This is a genomic window from Pseudomonas sp. P42 (assembly GCF_017973755.1).
Classification (GTDB): domain Bacteria; phylum Pseudomonadota; class Gammaproteobacteria; order Pseudomonadales; family Pseudomonadaceae; genus Aquipseudomonas; species Aquipseudomonas iridis.
In genome coordinates, this window is sequence record NZ_JACOPU010000001.1 from 902979 (window position 1) to 918833 (window position 15855).

Consider the following 15855-nt stretch of genomic DNA (forward strand, 5'->3'; position numbering starts at 1 on the left):
GCCGGACATGAGCCAGGGAGGGCGTGTCTGTTGGCTGTGGCTAAGCCTTGTAACCTCTTGCTGGGCGAGTGAAGCGCCGCAGGTTCTCGAGGTGTTGACTCGCTCCGGACTGGATAATGTCCAGATCCGTCTGGACGAACAAGATCGCCAATGGTTGCGTCAGCATCCGGTGTTGCGGATGGGCATTTCAGGTCGCGATTACCCACCGTTCGAGATCACCCGCAATCAGCATGAACTGGAAGGGCTCACTGCCGATTACGCCGACCTGCTGGCGCAACTGCTGGGCCTCAGAATCGAAGTCCGGCGTTTTGCCAACCGGGATGCGGTGATGGCGGCACTCAAGAGTGGCGATCTCGATGTATTGGGGACATCCAACAGTTTTGAGATCGCCGACCCTGCGATCGTTCTGTCCCGACCCTATGCCGAAGATCAGCCGATGCTGGTTACCCGGCTCGAAGAGTCCATGCCGATGGATCTCTCGGGCAAGCGTGTCGCCATGGTCGAGGATTACATGCGGCTGGCGACGGTGCAGGCGTTCTACCCTGAGGCGAGCGTGCAACTTTACGCCTCGGCAATGGATGCACTGGGAGCCGTGGCGTTCGGCGCGGATGATGTTTATCTGGGCGATTTCATCAGTGCCAGTTACTTGATCAACACCAATTATCGAAATGACCTGCAATTGGCAGGGCCCGCGGGACTTGATGCCAACCCGTTCGGCTTTGCGCTGATGCGCAGCGATGTGCACCTCAAACGTCTCGTCGACAACGCGTTGGTGGCGATTCCCATGGAGCATCGGCAAGGTATCGAACAGCGCTGGAGTGTCGGTCTTGCCGAGATGGCTGAGCAAACAAGGGTGCAGCTCAGTGCAGCAGAACAGCAGTGGCTGGATCAACATCCGGTGGTGCGGGTCGGCGGCATCGAAGATTTCGCCCCGCTGAGTTTTTTTGACGCGGATGGCCGCTTCAGTGGGCTTGCGGCGCAACTATTGAGCCTGATCAGTCAACGTAGCGGGCTGAATTTCGAGATCGTGCGCGGGCAGTCGCTGGATCGCCAGATCGAGCAGATGAAGGCCGGTGAACTTGACGTGTTACCCGTGGTGACGCCCAGCAGCGAACGTGAAACCGAGCTGCAATTCACCCGTGCCTATCTGAACAATCCGTTTGTGCTGGTCAGTGCGACAACGACAGCGAGCCCACGCAATCTCGATGAGCTGGTGGGTAAACGGCTGGCGATTTATCGTGGCCACCCGTTGCGCGGCTATTTGCAGGAACGGGTATCGGCATTACGTTTTGTCGGAACCAAAAGCCCCGCCGAAGGCATGGCATTGATTGCCAGGGGGCAGGCAGACGCCACCGTGAGTTCGTTGCTGGTGGCGCGATACGTGATTGCCCGTCAGCATCGCGAGCGTCTGCGTATAGCCAGCACCGTTGGCGATCAACCGGCCCGCATCGGATTGGCAACCGCCCCGCACGCATCAGCGCTGCATTCGATCCTGAACAAGGCCTTGCTGAGCATCGCCCCGCAACAGATGGACAAACTTGTTGAACGCTGGGGCCATGATGTGGTGGTGGAAGAGAGCTATTGGCTACGACATCGCCGTGAGATTCTGCTGGGTTTTGCGGGGGCGGCGAGCCTGCTGTTGGCGGCGCTGATCTGGATCGGTTTTCAGCGCAGGCAGATCCGTCAGCGTCAGCAGTGGTTACAAAAATTGCAGCAAGCCAAGGACGCCGCGGACGACGCCAATCGGGCCAAAACCACGTTTCTGGCGGCCATGAGCCATGAAATTCGTACGCCGATGAATGCGTTGATCGGGATGCTCGAGCTGGCGCTCAAACGCGCCGATGAAGGCGTGACGGATCGCCTGGCCATTCAGGTGGCCTCCAATGCCGGGCAACAGTTGCTGGCACTGATCGGCGACATCCTCGATATCGCGCGCATTGAAACCGGACATTTGTCCCAGGCCCCCGAGCGGGCAAACCTGCGGGGACTGGTGGTGTCGGTGTGCCGGGTGTTTGAAGGGCTGGCGCGACAGAAGTGCTTGTTGTGGCACGTCGAGTTCGGTGCGCACAGCGACGTCGATGTATTGATTGACCCGACGTGCTTCAAACAAGTGTTGTCGAACTTGCTCAGCAACGCAATCAAGTTCACTGAAGAAGGCGAGGTGAGCTTGGCGCTGACGGTGATGGCGGCATCTGCTGAGCGACTGGTCGTGAAAGTGCTCATCGAAGACACCGGGATCGGCATCAGTGCGCAGGATCAGCAACGGTTGTTCAGCCCTTTCGTACAGGCGAGCAACCACGCTGAATCGGCGCGCGGCGGTTCCGGATTAGGCTTGGTGATCAGTCGCAGCCTCTGCGAAATGATGGGCGGCTCGTTGCAGCTCGACAGCGAGCCGGGTAGCGGTACGCAAGTGCAAGTCAACCTCGAACTGCCCCTGCTGGCCGGCATCGCGCATGCCCCGGCAACACCGCTGACGCAGGATATGCCTGTGTGCTCACTGAGCGTTCTGGTGGTGGATGATCATCCGGTGAACCGATTGTTGCTGAGCTGGCAGTTGAGTGAATTGGGCCATCGGACGATTGCCGCCGAAGACGGCCATGAAGGATTGGAACGTTGGCGAGCACAGCCCTTCGACGTGGTCATCACCGACTGCAACATGCCGCGGCGCAACGGCTATGAACTGGCGCGGGCCATCCGTGATGAAGAAGCTGCGAGCGGCCGCGCGCCTTGCCTCTTGATCGGGTTTACCGCCAATGCGCAGGTCGAGGAGACGGTTCGCTGCCTTGATGCCGGCATGGACGAATGCCTGTTCAAACCGATTCGCTTGCACGATTTGCAGCAGGCGTTGACGGGGGCCAGCCCTTGCGACAGTGGTGTCGAACCGGTCGAAGACATGGCCCTGACAGAAATCGACCTGAGCGCGCTGGAGCAGATGGCCGGCGATGATCACTCGATGATCGATCACCTGCTTGAAGAAGTTTTGCGCAGCCTGCAACACGATCTGCAACGCCTAGACGAGTTGAACCACGAGCATGACAGCGACGGGTTGCGCGAACTGGCCCATCACATCAAGGGCGGCGCGCAGATGGTGGGCGCAGCGCGTGTGGTGGCAGCTTGCGCGGGTCTTGAACAGGCGTGTATCGAGGCCCAAGCCGATACCGTGGTCATGGCGATCCATACGCTGCGCGAGGCCATGAATGGTCTCGCGCAGCGTCTTCAGGGCTGAGCATTCAGTCGCGCTGATTAATCCCAGTCAGGCGCAATGCCTTTCGGGCTGGTAAGGCGATGGCCGCGATCCAGCGTGGCGATTTGCGCCATGTCGGCATCGCTCAACGTCAGGGTCGTGGCGCCGAGATTGCCTTGCAGGTTGGCGCGTTTGGTCGATGACGGAATCACCCCATAACCCGACTGCATGGCCCAGGCCAGAGTGACTTGCGCCGGGGTGGCGTGCAGGCGTTCGGCGATCTGCTGGATCAGAGGGTCTTTCAGCACTTCGCCATAGGCGAGGGTCATGTATGAGGTGATGTGGATGCCCTGACTCTGGGCGAACCCGGCTACTTTGCGGTTTTGCAGGTACGGATGCAGCTCGATCTGATGGGTCGCGATGTTGTCGGCACCGACGGCAGCAATCGCCTGTTTCATCAGGTCGATGGTGAAGTTGGAAATACCGATCTGCCGGGTCAGGCCCAAACGCTTGGCTTCCAGCAGGGCCGTCATGAACTCTTCGACGGGCACTTGATCGTCCGGCGATGGCCAGTGGATCAACGTCAGGTCGAGGTAGTCGGTCTGCAGTTTTTGCAGGCTCTCTTTAAGGCTGTCGATCAGGCGCTCTTTGGCGAAGTTGGCAACCCAGATCTTGCTGGTGATAAACAGCTCTTCACGCGGGATGCCGCTAGCGGCGATGGCCTGGCCGACGTCGGCTTCGTTCTCATAGATCTGCGCAGTGTCGATGACCCGATAGCCGAGCTCGAGGGCGGTGCTCACCGAATCGATGACCACTTGGCCTTGCAGGCGGAACGTACCAAGGCCGAAAGCGGGAACAGACATGAAGACTCCAAGGGTTGCAGTGGGAATGGCCGGGAGTATCCGCGTTTGCTTTCGTGGGAAAAACCGTTGGTAGCGCAAAGCATTGTTGATCAGAAATCATGAATCAATTCCGAGACTTGTGATGTCTGGCCTGCCCTCTTCGCGAGCAAGCTCGCTCCCACAGGGAACGGTGTTGGTGCTGAATTGTATTTACATCCCGAAAACCTGGGGGAGCTGGCTTGCCAGCGATCGCCGCGACTCGGTCTTGAAACTGCCGAAGTTCACTGTCCTCCAGATAGAACGCTGAAGCTGATTTTTGTCGTCTAGTGCAATCATCGTCATGCAATTAAGCTTAATCCATTGCGTCATCCACACCTTTGGAGCCAATCATGAAAAACATCATCGGTATTTACACCAGCCCTCGCGGCCATTGGGTCGGCGATGGTTTTCCGGTTCGCACACTGTTTTCCTACGACAACCTTGGCCAACACATCAGCCCGTTCTTGCTGCTCGATCACGCGGGGCCTGCCGAATTTACGCCGACCACCGAGCAGCGCGGCGTGGGTCAGCATCCGCACCGTGGTTTTGAAACCGTGACGATTGTTTACGACGGTGAAGTGCAGCACCGCGATTCCACTGGCAGCGGTGGCACCATCGGCCCGGGCGACGTGCAATGGATGACCGCCGCTTCCGGAATACTCCACGAAGAGTTCCACTCGGAAAAGTTCGCCAAAACCGGTGGCAAGCTGGAAATGGTTCAGCTGTGGGTCAATCTGCCCGCCAAGGACAAGATGGCCGCGCCGGGTTACCAGACAATTCTCGATCGTGACATCCCGCGCATTGCGCTCAAGGACAATGCCGGCAGCCTGCGTTTGATCGCCGGTGAGTTCGATGGCCACGCAGGTCCGTCGCGCACCTTCACGCCAATTGATGTCTGGGATCTGCGCCTGAACGCTGGCAAGTTGCTGGCGCTGGATCTGCACGAAGGGCGCAATACTGCGCTGGTGGTGTTGAAAGGTTCGGTGCAGATCAATGAACAAGAATCGGCGGATCAGGGGCAACTGGTGTTGTTCGAGCGCGACGGCCGCCAACTGGCTCTCAAAGCTGCAACCGACGCCGTGGTGTTGCTGCTGAGCGGCGAGCCGATCGACGAACCGATCATCGGCCACGGCCCGTTCGTGATGAACACCGAGCAGGAAATCCACCAGGCCTTCGCCGACTTCCAGTCCGGGCGTTTTGGTCGAATGCAGGGGTAATTCCAGCCACACCACACCCCCTGCGGCAGCTCCTAAAGTTTTTTTGTTTTTGCGAGGGTTGAAATCAATTACTCCTACACTGTCCCCAATCTGTGCGATCTTCGCGCGATTAGCCTTCGTCGGAGTTGTTTGATGCTGTCTCTGCTGACTGAACATCCGTTATTTTGCGCGTTTGTCCTGATCCTGCTCGATCTCGGACTCTGGCGTCTGATCAGCTCCCATGGCAGTGAATGGAAACTGCTGGTGCGGGTGCTGATTTTCGCGGTGTTCAGCCTTCTGCTGTTCAACGAAGGGCTCAATCCGATGGAGCCTGCGCCATGGGCCGACAACGTTCCTCTGCACCTGGCGGCGACCGGGTTGCAGATCGGCTGGTGGTTATTCGGCGCGCGCACGCTAACGGTGTTGATCGGTGCGGTCATGATGCAGCGGGTCGGGCACACCGGGCGGCTGCTCCAGGATTTGCTCGGCGCGGTGATTTTCCTGATCGCAATCATCGCGGCATTGGCGTACGTGCTGGATCTGCCGGTCAAAGGAGTGCTGGCGACGTCCGGCGCACTGGCGATCATCGTCGGTCTGGCCTTGCAGAGCACGCTGAGCGACGTGTTTTCCGGCATCGTCCTCAACACCACCAAGCCGTATCAGCTGGATGACTGGATTTCCATCGACGGCACCGAAGGCCGCGTCACTGATATCGACTGGCGTGCCACGCGTCTGCAAACCAGTCAGGGCAGCATGGCGGTGATTCCCAATTCGTTGGCGGCCAAGGCCAAGATCATCAACTTCAGTCGGCCGAGCAATATGTTCGGCGTATCGGTCAGTGTGCAGGTCAGCCCCCATGCGCGTCCCTATTCGGTGATCGACGCGCTGGAGCGGGCGATGCAGGGCTGTCGGCAACTGCTCGACACGCCCGCACCGAGCGTGGCGTTGAAAAGCTCTGGCAGCAGTGGCGCCGAATACGAGATCAGCGGTTTCGTTGCCTCGATGAGCGAGAAGCGGTTGGTACGCAATCAGCTGTTTGATCTGGCTTATCGGCACTTGCAGGCATCCGGGGTCAATCTGCTGTCGAGCAATGAAGGTGACGTACCGACCCATTCGTCGCGACCGCGTGCGTTGCTCGACAGCTCACCGATCTTTTCGACGTTGCGCCAGGAAGAAAAGGACACCTTCAGCCAGAACATGGTCCTGCAAACTTTCCGCGCCGGTGAGGTGATTCTGGCGGGCGGGGAGGTCAGCGATCACTTGTTCATTGTCGAGTCGGGGGTGGTCTCGGTGACATTGAAGCGTAACGGCACACCGTTCGAGTCCGGGCGCATGGGCCCGGGGGAAGTGATCGGCGAGGCCGGAATTCTCGCCGATACGTCGTTGCCGGCGGATTTCACGGCAAAAACCTTTTGCGCCCTGTATCGCATCGAGAAGTCCTATCTCAAGCCGTGTCTCGATGCGCGGCACGACATCAACGATGCAATGACGGCGCTGTTTGATTACCGTCTGCACAAGGCGCAATCGCTGACCGAGGAAGCGCCGGTGGTGGTGCCAAAGAAAGGCTTTTTGCAGTGGCTGCGCAGTCGCGCCTGAGCCTTTGAGCGCTGTTGTCGCACGCTGTCGCGGAACGATTCAATGCAACCAGTGCGGGGGCGATCAGGTCAGATTTTTCACAACCTCTGACACGAGCCCCGGACGATGAAAAACCTGCGGATCGCCACCTTCAACGTCAACGGCCTGCGCGCGCGGCTGCCCAATCTGCTGGAGTGGCTCAAGCGCGAGCAGCCGGACATCGTTTGTCTGCAAGAACTCAAATCGCTCGACAGCGCGTTCCCTGCCACCGAACTGGAAGCGGCCGGTTACGGCGCGATCTGGCACGGTCAGGCGGCATGGAACGGTGTGGCGATCCTCGCCCGCGATGCGCAACCACTGGAGAGTCGGCGCGGCTTGCCAGGTGATCCCGAGGACAAGCACAGTCGCTATCTGGAAGCGGCGGTGCACGGCGTGTTGGTCGGTTGCCTGTACCTGCCCAACGGCAACCCGCAGCCGGGGCCGAAATTCGATTACAAACTGGCATGGTTCGAACGGCTGATCGCCTATGCGAAAGACCTGCAAAGCAGTGATCACCCCGTGGTGCTGGCCGGCGACTACAACGTCGTGCCCACCGACATGGACATCTACAACACTCGGTCATGGCTGAAGGATGCGTTGCTGCAACCCGAAAGCCGCGAGTGTTATCAGCGATTGCTGGATCAGGGCTGGACCGATTCGCTGCGGCATCTGTATCCCGAAGAGCGCCTCTATACCTTCTGGGATTATTTCCGCCAGCACTGGCAGAGCAACTCTGGCCTGCGCATCGACCATCTGTTACTCAATCCGGCGCTGAGTCCTTACCTGCATGAGGCCGGCGTAGATGCCTGGGTGCGCAATGAGCCGCACGCCAGCGACCATGCACCGACATGGATTCGCATCGGATCACGGAAAAAACGCTAGAGGCGATTGGTGAAATCAATTGTTGAATTCAACGCCCCATACCGTATCCCTGGCGACCATCAACGCAGTGACTTGCGGCCCCATGCATAAGGACTGAGCAATGAGTGAGCCACGTCTGACGAATCTGAAACAATACCTGCAACGCCTGGGTTTCGAGGCGCCACCGCCGCCGACCCTGGAAACCCTGCGCGAGTTGCAATGGCGCCATACCGGCGCTTTCACCTTTGAAAATCTCGCAACGGTCACCGGCGCCCCGGTATTGATCGATCTTGCCTCGATCGAGCAGAAAGTCTTGCACGGTGGTCGCGGCGGTTACTGCTACGAACTCAATCATCTGTTTTTTGCCCTGTTGCTTGAATTGGGCTTCGACGTTCGTGCCATCAGCGGGCGAGTGGTCATGAATCAGCCCGAAGGCACCTGGACCGCGCGCACCCATCGCTTGAGTCTGGTAACCCTCGACGGCGTGCGCTACGTCACCGATGTCGGCTTCGGCGGCATGGTGCCGACCGCACCGCTGATGCTGGATACCGAGGCCGAGCAAGCCACACCGCACGAACCTTATCGCATCGAAAAACAACCCGATGGCTACATGCTGCGCGCCAATGTCGGGGGCGAATGGCGGCCGATGTACCTGTTTGATCTGCAACGCCAGGAAGACATCGATTTCACCATCGGCAACTGGTACGTCTCGACGCATCCGCAATCACCGTTTGCCAATCGCCTGATGGTTGCGCGTACTGGCGATGGCTGGCGGCGCACATTGAACAATGGCAGTTTCGCGATCCACCGCATCGGCGCCGAGAGCGAGCGGCGTGATGTCATCGACGTCGATGAACTGATTGAGTTGCTGCTGCAGGAGTTCGATCTACATTTGCCTGAGCGGCCGCATGTGCGCGACACCTTGGCGCGGTTGATTGTCCCGGCCTGAGGCCTATGGCTTCGCATCCGGCTCCAATACCCGGCGAATTTCCCCTGCCGCTGCCGACAGTTTCTTCTCAAGGCTCTTGAGGTCGGCGGCCGTGATGCCTTTCTTGAACTGCCCGGAATGGGCCGAGTCATCGGCTTGGCCCTTATCGCCAGCGCTGTCGAGCAGCGCATGGCGCAGGGTGTTGTTGATCACCGTCTGATAACCAAACCCCTCGTTTTCCGCCACCGTGCGCGCGGCGTCTATAACGGCATCGTCGAGCATGATGGTGATGCGGGTTTTGCCCTTGGTGGACACCGCTGCGCCACGTTTTCCCTGAGAGAAGTCATATTCATCTTTCATCGGTCAAGCCTCCAGAAAATACTCGCAACGTTCGCTCGGGGTGGCGAAACGTGCAGAAATAACGCGTACGACATTCGCTTCGCGGTAACTGTACGCAACGACCAATAAACGTCCCCTGGCATCGAGGCCGAGGGTGATCCAGCGTTGTTCGTCATGGTCGTTGTCCTCAATGGTCAGTGCGCGTTCATCGTGAAAAACCGCTTCAGTCTCTGCAAGGCTGACACCCCTGTGCTTGAGTTTATTGGCTGCGTTCTTGCTTTTGTCGTAATGAATGTCGAATGACTTAATTATGCATACTTTATATGTATAAAAAAGGGCGCGACCGCACCGTCGGTCGCCATGGACACTTCAGCCTAGTGGTAGATAGAGCAGGGGCAGGAGGGGATGTGTTGCCGGATTTGTGGGGGATGGAAGCTGCGAGATAGAAGCTTGGGTGGCTACCTATCCATTATCTGACTGATAAGTTGTATACAACTCTATGGACATTTGTCACGAGTATTGAATACAGTGTGCGCATAACAAAAACCAGGGAACCCCCCCACCATGAAAACGCCCCATGTTTCACACCAACGGCCCGAGGACGAAAACCTCGGGGTCGGCGCGAATATGGCTTACGGCCTGCAACATGTTCTGACCATGTATGGCGGTATCGTCGCGGTGCCACTGATCATCGGTCAGGCGGCCGGGCTGTCGCCCGCAGACATTGGTTTGTTGATTGCTGCTTCATTGTTTGCGGGGGGGCTGGCGACGCTGCTGCAAACCCTGGGTCTACCGTTTTTCGGCTGTCAGTTGCCGCTGGTACAGGGTGTGTCGTTTTCCGGCGTTGCGACCATGGTCGCGATCGTCAGCAGTGGCGGGGAGGGTGGCTTCCAGTCGGTGCTTGGCGCGGTGATTGCCGCGTCGCTGATCGGTCTGTTGATTACCCCGGTGTTCTCGCGCATTACCAAGTTCTTCCCGCCGCTGGTGACCGGCATTGTGATCACTACCATCGGCCTCACTCTGATGCCGGTGGCCGCGCGCTGGGCCATGGGCGGTAATAGCCACGCGCCGGACTTCGGCAGCATGCAGAACATTGGTCTGGCGGCGGTCACGCTGGTGCTGGTGTTACTGCTGAGCAAGGTCGGCAGCTCGACCATCTCGCGCTTGTCGATCCTGTTGGCGATGGTGATCGGCACCGTGCTGGCCGTGTTCCTTGGCATGGCCGACTTCTCTGGCGTCACCACCGGCCCGATGTTCGGCTTCCCGACGCCGTTCCATTTCGGCATGCCGACTTTCCACTTCGCAGCGATCCTGTCGATGTGCATCGTGGTCATGGTGACGCTTGTGGAAACCTCGGCGGACATTCTCGCGGTGGGTGAAATCATTGGCACCAAGGTCGATTCCAAACGTCTGGGCAATGGACTGCGCGCGGACATGCTGTCGAGCATGTTTGCGCCGATCTTCGGCTCGTTCACCCAGAGCGCCTTCGCCCAGAACGTCGGCCTGGTGGCGGTGACCGGGATCAAGAGTCGTTTTGTGGTCGCCACCGGTGGTCTGTTTCTGGTAGTCCTCGGCCTGCTGCCATTCATGGGCCGAGTGATCGCGGCAGTGCCGACTTCGGTACTCGGCGGCGCAGGTATTGTGTTGTTTGGCACCGTGGCCGCGAGTGGTATCCGTACGTTGTCGAAGGTTGACTACCGTAACAACGTCAATCTGATCATCGTCGCGACCTCGATTGGTTTTGGCATGATCCCGATTGCTGCGCCGAGCTTCTACGATCAATTTCCGAGCTGGTTTGCGACCATTTTCCACTCGGGCATCAGCTCGTCGGCGATCATGGCGATCCTGCTTAACCTGGCGTTCAACCACTTCACTACCGGCAACTCTGACCAGCAGTCGGTGTTTGCGGTGGCGGAGGAGCGAACTCTGCGCTATCGCGATCTGGCGGCGCTGCGTGAGGGTGACTACTTCAGCGACGGCAAACTGCATGACTGCGATGGCAAGGAAGTGCCGGTGATCGAAGTGGACGCGGATCACGACCATGGTCACGGTGCACCGAAGGTGCAGATGAAAAGCAGCGAGCATGTTTGATCGCTGATCGAATAAAAAGGCCGATCTGTCGGAAGGCAGATCGGCCTTTTCGTTTTCGTGGAGATCAAAAGATCGCAGCCTTCGGCAGCTCCATCAGGGGGAATGCATTTCAAATTGTAGGAGCTGCCGCAGGCTGCGATCTTTTGATCTTTCCGAGCGCCCACAAAAAAGCCCCTGAACCTTTCGATTCAGGGGCTTTGCTATTTGGCTCCACAACCTGGACTCGAACCAGGGACCCAGTGATTAACAGTCACTTGCTCTACCAACTGAGCTATTGCGGAATTGGTGCGTATGTTACTGATTCAAAAAGAGAAGTCAAGCGTCTGTTGTTGAATTGTGCAATTCGTCAGGACGGACGGTGGTTTACCGGCAATTGGCGGTTACCAGAATCGCCTCAGGGGTCTACCATGGCCGCCCGGAAGTGGTCACACGCGCTGCCGGCCATTCGCCGAAAAGGTACGCGCCATGAATCACACATCACTGTACATCGAGGTGCTCGCATGACCACCGCTCAAATCAGCCTGCCAAAAGGCGTCGGCCCGCACGCCGAAAAACTCTTCGATGCAATCACTCAGGCCAGCACCGCTGAAGAATTGAATCGCGCTGGCGGCAAGGCTGAGGGTTTTGTCCTCGGCCTGGAAACTGCCAAGGCCATCAAAAGCCAGATTGCCGAATCGCTTTACGTTGTCTATGACGATGCCGCCAGCCAGCGTGCGAGCGAACTGGCTTAACTGCCGAAAGTGATGGTCCCCATCATCAACTTGGCGTAAGCCGCGGTGGTTGCCAGTTGCACCAGCCACAAGACCAGGCCGCCGAGAAACACCCCGGTCGCCACTTGCAGCACCAGGCTTTTTTCGCGTTTGGCCGGGGCGCGCGGGATGAAATCATCCATTTCGTCACGGTCGGCGCGCAGGTTGTCGTTTTTCATGTTGGCTCTCGCAGAATTCTCGGGTTGACTCATACCCTGTGGGAGCGAGCCTGCTCGCGAAGGCTTTGTGTCAGTCGACAATAAGTTGAATGACACAGCGCTTTCGCGAGCTGGCTCGCTCCCACAGTTAAATCTGTGTGCAGTTTAGAGGGTGTGGACTGTTTACCGGGACAAATAAAAACGGGAAGCCAGAAGGCTTCCCGTTTTTCATCACAATGCGAAATCAGATGACCTGAACAATCGCATCGGTTACAGCCTTGATGTTGCTCTGGTTCAGCGCAGCGACGCAGATGCGGCCGGTGTCCAGGGCGTAGATGCCGAACTCGTTGCGCAGGCGATGAACCTGTTCAGTGGTCAGGCCAGAGTAGGAGAACATGCCACGCTGACGGCCGACGAAGCTGAAGTCGCGCTGCGGTGCTTTTTCTGCCAGCAGGCTGACCATTTGCTCGCGCATGCCACGAATACGCAGGCGCATTTCCGCCAGTTCGGCTTCCCACTGCGCGCGCAGTTCCGGGCTGTTCAACACGGCGGCGACGATGCTTGCACCGTGGGTCGGCGGGTTGGAGTAGTTGGTGCGGATCACGCGTTTGACTTGCGACAGCACGCGCGCGCTTTCTTCTTTCGACTCGCTGATGATCGACAGTGCACCCACGCGCTCGCCATACAGCGAAAACGACTTGGAGAACGAGCTCGAAACGAAGAAGGTCAGGCCCGATTCTGCGAACAGGCGCACAGCCGCGGCGTCTTCGTCGATGCCGTCGCCGAAGCCCTGGTAAGCCATGTCGAGGAACGGCACGTGACCTTTGACTTTTACCACTTCCAGCACGTTGTTCCAGTCCGCCGGGGTCAGGTCGACACCGGTCGGGTTGTGGCAGCAGGCGTGCAGGATAACGATCGAGCCGTTTGGCAGGGCGTTGAGGTCCTCGAGCATGCCGGCACGGTTCACGTCGTGGGTGGCGGCATCGTAGTAACGGTAGTTCTGCACCGGGAAACCGGCGGTTTCGAACAGCGCACGGTGGTTTTCCCAGCTCGGGTCGCTGATCGCCACAACCGCGTTCGGCAGCAGTTGCTTGAGGAAGTCGGCACCGATTTTAAGTGCGCCGGTCCCGCCGACGGCCTGAGTGGTGATGACACGACCGGCGCTGATCAGCGGCGAGTCGTTACCGAACAGCAGCTTTTGCACGGCCTGGTCGTAGGCAGCGATGCCATCGATCGGCAGGTAACCGCGCGAAGCGTGTTGAGCGACGCGGATCGTTTCGGCTTCGATAACGGCGCGCAGAAGTGGAATTCGCCCCTCTTCGTTGCAGTAAACACCTACGCCCAGGTTGACCTTCGTGGTCCGGGTATCGGCGTTGAATGCTTCGTTGAGGCCCAGGATTGGATCGCGGGGTGCCATTTCGACAGCGGAGAACAGGCTCATTTTTGCGGCGGCTCTGAATGGAGAGTGGAGGGACGTGTCGCGCTCCAGCCGGTTGCACTAGAGCGGTGCACAAACGGGGAGCTAGTATAGAGGCCATCACCGAGCAATGGCGACAGGCGATTCGGCTTTTAGGGTAAGTTTTTCCGATTATTTCTTGACCGTTAGTCGATTGAACGTGTCAGAGTTTTTACCGGATGTAGGACGTTTGCCTTGAAAGCCAAGGCAATCGCCACCACATTCAGCACAATCCAGATTTTTCTTGCGCGACATCGGTCGTTTGCGGTCGTCCCCGTGGTGTTCCGCTTTACTCGGAACCCCGCGATCCCAGAGGTGTGTATGTCCGAATTCCAGCTAGTCACCCGCTTTGAGCCCGCCGGCGATCAGCCGGAAGCCATCCGCCAGTTGGTTGAGGGCATCGAGGCCGGGTTGGCGCACCAGACGCTGCTCGGTGTGACCGGCTCGGGAAAGACCTTCAGCATCGCCAATGTCATCGCGCAAATTCAGCGCCCGACTCTGGTGCTGGCGCCGAACAAGACCTTGGCCGCGCAGCTGTACGGCGAGTTCAAGGCGTTTTTCCCGAACAACTCGGTCGAGTACTTTGTTTCCTACTACGACTACTACCAACCCGAAGCGTATGTGCCGTCGTCCGACACCTTCATCGAGAAGGATGCGTCGATCAACGACCACATTGAACAGATGCGCCTTTCCGCGACCAAAGCACTGCTTGAGCGCAAGGACTCGATCATCGTTACCACGGTGTCTTGCATCTATGGTCTGGGTAGCCCGGAAACCTATTTGAAGATGGTGTTGCACGTCGATCGCGGCGACAAACTTGATCAGCGTGCGCTGCTGCGGCGTCTGGCCGATCTGCAATACACCCGCAATGACATGGATTTTGCCCGCGCGACCTTTCGCGTGCGCGGCGATGTGATCGACATCTACCCGGCGGAATCGGATCTGGAAGCCATCCGCATCGAGCTGTTCGATGACGAGGTCGAGAGTATTTCCGCGTTCGATCCGCTGACAGGCGAAGTCATCCGCAAGATGCCGCGCTTCACGTTTTACCCGAAAAGCCACTACGTGACGCCGCGCGAAACCCTGCTTGGCGCCATCGAGGGCATCAAGGTCGAGTTGCAGGAGCGTCTCGAATACCTGCGCAGCAACAACAAACTGGTGGAAGCCCAGCGTCTGGAGCAGCGCACTCGTTTCGATCTGGAGATGATTCTTGAGCTGGGCTACTGCAACGGCATCGAAAACTACTCGCGTTACCTGTCGGGTCGCGACTCCGGTCAGGCGCCGCCGACCTTGTTCGACTACCTGCCGGCCGACGCCTTGCTGGTGATCGACGAATCCCACGTCAGCGTGCCGCAGGTCGGCGCGATGTATAAAGGTGACCGCTCGCGTAAAGAAACTCTGGTGGAGTACGGTTTTCGTCTGCCATCGGCGCTGGACAACCGGCCTATGCGTTTCGACGAATTCGAAGGCATCAGCCCGCAAACGATTTTCGTCTCGGCCACGCCTGGCAATTACGAGGCGGAACACGCCGGTCGCGTTGTCGAGCAACTGGTGCGTCCGACCGGCTTGGTGGACCCGCAAATCGAAATCCGTCCGGCGTTGACTCAGGTTGATGATCTGCTCTCGGAAATCACCAAGCGTGTGGCGCTGGAAGAGCGCGTGTTGGTCACCACGCTGACCAAGCGCATGTCGGAGGATTTGACCGATTACCTCGCCGACCACGGCGTGCGTGTGCGTTATCTGCACTCGGATATCGACACCGTCGAGCGGGTTGAAATCATCCGTGACCTGCGCCTCGGCACTTTTGATGTACTGGTCGGGATCAACCTGTTGCGTGAAGGCCTGGACATGCCGGAGGTGTCGCTGGTAGCGATCCTCGATGCGGACAAGGAAGGCTTCCTGCGCTCCGAGCGCTCGCTGATCCAGACCATCGGCCGTGCGGCGCGTAATCTCAATGGCCGGGCGATTCTCTACGCCGATCGCATTACCGGTTCGATGGAGCGCGCGATTGGCGAAACCGAACGCCGTCGCGACAAGCAGATCGCTTTCAACCTGGCCAATGGCATCACGCCTAAGGGTGTGTTCAAGGACGTTGCCGACATCATGGAAGGCGCCACGGTGCCTGGCTCGCGCAGCAAGAAGCGCAAGGGCATGGCCAAGGCCGCCGAAGAAAACGCCAAGTACGAGGCCGAATTGCGCTCGCCAAGCGAGATCACCAAGCGGATTCGGGCGCTGGAAGAGAAGATGTATCAGCTTGCTCGGGACCTGGAGTTTGAAGCGGCGGCGCAGATGCGTGATGAAATTGCCAAGCTGCGCGAGCGTCTTTTGGCTGTGTGATTGTGCGGTGAGCTATCCGCCCTCATCGCGGCCAACGGACCTGACGGACATAAACCTGGCT

At 58.6% G+C, this 15855-nt stretch carries 13 protein-coding genes and 1 tRNA gene; 8 read left to right on the top strand and 6 right to left on the bottom strand.

Annotation, left to right across the window (positions count from 1 at the left end):
* The first annotated feature begins 7 nt into the window (after window positions 1-7).
* Complete coding sequence (locus tag H8B20_RS04035; protein ID WP_210622415.1) at window positions 8-3226, top strand: transporter substrate-binding domain-containing protein; 3219 nt, start codon at window positions 8-10, stop codon at window positions 3224-3226.
* Between the two features lie 17 nt (window positions 3227-3243).
* Here the strand turns inward: H8B20_RS04035 and dkgB are convergent, their stop codons facing one another.
* Window positions 3244-4047 (bottom strand): 2,5-didehydrogluconate reductase DkgB, encoded by an 804-nt coding sequence (gene dkgB / locus H8B20_RS04040; RefSeq protein ID WP_210622416.1) that lies wholly within the window; start codon window positions 4045-4047, stop codon window positions 3244-3246.
* 368 nt (window positions 4048-4415) lie between these two features.
* Here dkgB and H8B20_RS04045 point away from each other — a divergent pair, with 368 nt between their 5' ends.
* From H8B20_RS04045 to H8B20_RS04060, 4 genes are all read left to right on the top strand, one after another.
* Window positions 4416-5282 (top strand): pirin family protein, encoded by an 867-nt coding sequence (locus H8B20_RS04045; protein WP_210622417.1) that lies wholly within the window; start codon window positions 4416-4418, stop codon window positions 5280-5282.
* 132 nt (window positions 5283-5414) lie between these two features.
* Entirely contained in the window at window positions 5415-6857 is a 1443-nt protein-coding gene (locus tag H8B20_RS04050; RefSeq protein WP_210622418.1) for a mechanosensitive ion channel family protein, read from the top strand.
* Between the two features lie 105 nt (window positions 6858-6962).
* Window positions 6963-7757: an exodeoxyribonuclease III gene (gene xth, locus H8B20_RS04055; RefSeq protein ID WP_047300440.1), complete on the top strand. Its 795-nt coding sequence runs from the start codon at window positions 6963-6965 to the stop codon at window positions 7755-7757.
* 100 nt (window positions 7758-7857) lie between these two features.
* A complete protein-coding gene (locus H8B20_RS04060) occupies window positions 7858-8685 on the top strand; it encodes an arylamine N-acetyltransferase family protein (RefSeq protein ID WP_115147587.1) in 828 nt (275 codons plus the stop codon).
* A gap of 3 nt (window positions 8686-8688) precedes the next feature.
* Here H8B20_RS04060 and H8B20_RS04065 read toward each other — a convergent pair whose 3' ends face one another.
* Window positions 8689-9024 carry a BrnA antitoxin family protein gene (locus H8B20_RS04065; RefSeq protein ID WP_210622419.1) on the bottom strand — a complete coding sequence of 112 codons (336 nt, stop codon included), beginning with the start codon at window positions 9022-9024 and terminating at the stop codon, window positions 8689-8691.
* Window positions 9025-9027: 3 nt separating this feature from the next.
* Window positions 9028-9312, bottom strand: coding sequence for a BrnT family toxin (locus tag H8B20_RS04070; RefSeq protein WP_210622524.1), 285 nt, complete (start codon window positions 9310-9312; stop codon window positions 9028-9030).
* A 255-nt stretch (window positions 9313-9567) separates the two neighbouring features.
* On the opposite strand from H8B20_RS04070, the gene H8B20_RS04075 reads away from it, so the two are divergent.
* The gene (locus H8B20_RS04075; protein WP_210622420.1) at window positions 9568-11094 is read left to right on the top strand and encodes a nucleobase:cation symporter-2 family protein; all 1527 of its coding nucleotides are present in this window, start codon (window positions 9568-9570) and stop codon (window positions 11092-11094) included.
* A gap of 205 nt (window positions 11095-11299) precedes the next feature.
* Here H8B20_RS04075 and H8B20_RS04080 read toward each other — a convergent pair.
* Window positions 11300-11375: transfer RNA gene (locus H8B20_RS04080), tRNA-Asn, on the bottom strand.
* A gap of 219 nt (window positions 11376-11594) precedes the next feature.
* Between H8B20_RS04080 and H8B20_RS04085 the strand changes: the two genes are divergently transcribed.
* Window positions 11595-11825 carry a hypothetical protein gene (locus H8B20_RS04085; protein WP_042558588.1) on the top strand — a complete coding sequence of 77 codons (231 nt, stop codon included), beginning with the start codon at window positions 11595-11597 and terminating at the stop codon, window positions 11823-11825.
* Here H8B20_RS04085 and H8B20_RS04090 read toward each other — a convergent pair.
* Window positions 11822-12022 carry a hypothetical protein gene (locus tag H8B20_RS04090; protein WP_115147584.1) on the bottom strand — a complete coding sequence of 67 codons (201 nt, stop codon included), beginning with the start codon at window positions 12020-12022 and terminating at the stop codon, window positions 11822-11824. The two genes, H8B20_RS04085 and H8B20_RS04090, sit on opposite strands and share 4 nt — an antisense overlap.
* Before the next feature lie 223 nt (window positions 12023-12245).
* Window positions 12246-13442, bottom strand: a complete 1197-nt coding sequence (locus H8B20_RS04095; protein ID WP_210622421.1) for an amino acid aminotransferase — start codon at window positions 13440-13442, stop codon at window positions 12246-12248.
* Window positions 13443-13778: 336 nt separating this feature from the next.
* On the opposite strand from H8B20_RS04095, the gene uvrB reads away from it, so the two are divergent.
* The gene (uvrB, locus tag H8B20_RS04100; protein ID WP_115147583.1) at window positions 13779-15794 is read left to right on the top strand and encodes an excinuclease ABC subunit UvrB; all 2016 of its coding nucleotides are present in this window, start codon (window positions 13779-13781) and stop codon (window positions 15792-15794) included.
* Window positions 15795-15855 lie beyond the last annotated feature (61 nt).

Excerpts from the sequence above, each read along its gene's own strand:
- H8B20_RS04075 (WP_210622420.1), top strand. The coding sequence starts at position 9,568 with ATGAAAACGCCCCATGTTTCACACCAACGGCCCGAGGACGAAAACCTC.
- H8B20_RS04050 (WP_210622418.1), top strand. The coding sequence starts at position 5,415 with ATGCTGTCTCTGCTGACTGAACATCCGTTATTTTGCGCGTTTGTCCTG.
- H8B20_RS04035 (WP_210622415.1), top strand. The coding sequence starts at position 8 with ATGAGCCAGGGAGGGCGTGTCTGTTGGCTGTGGCTAAGCCTTGTAACC.
- H8B20_RS04085 (WP_042558588.1), top strand. The coding sequence starts at position 11,595 with ATGACCACCGCTCAAATCAGCCTGCCAAAAGGCGTCGGCCCGCACGCC.
- H8B20_RS04060 (WP_115147587.1), top strand. The coding sequence starts at position 7,858 with ATGAGTGAGCCACGTCTGACGAATCTGAAACAATACCTGCAACGCCTG.
- H8B20_RS04045 (WP_210622417.1), top strand. The coding sequence starts at position 4,416 with ATGAAAAACATCATCGGTATTTACACCAGCCCTCGCGGCCATTGGGTC.
- dkgB (WP_210622416.1), bottom strand. The coding sequence starts at position 4,047 with ATGTCTGTTCCCGCTTTCGGCCTTGGTACGTTCCGCCTGCAAGGCCAA.
- H8B20_RS04065 (WP_210622419.1), bottom strand. The coding sequence starts at position 9,024 with ATGAAAGATGAATATGACTTCTCTCAGGGAAAACGTGGCGCAGCGGTG.
- uvrB (WP_115147583.1), top strand. The coding sequence starts at position 13,779 with ATGTCCGAATTCCAGCTAGTCACCCGCTTTGAGCCCGCCGGCGATCAG.
- H8B20_RS04095 (WP_210622421.1), bottom strand. The coding sequence starts at position 13,442 with ATGAGCCTGTTCTCCGCTGTCGAAATGGCACCCCGCGATCCAATCCTG.
- xth (WP_047300440.1), top strand. The coding sequence starts at position 6,963 with ATGAAAAACCTGCGGATCGCCACCTTCAACGTCAACGGCCTGCGCGCG.
- H8B20_RS04090 (WP_115147584.1), bottom strand. The coding sequence starts at position 12,022 with ATGAAAAACGACAACCTGCGCGCCGACCGTGACGAAATGGATGATTTC.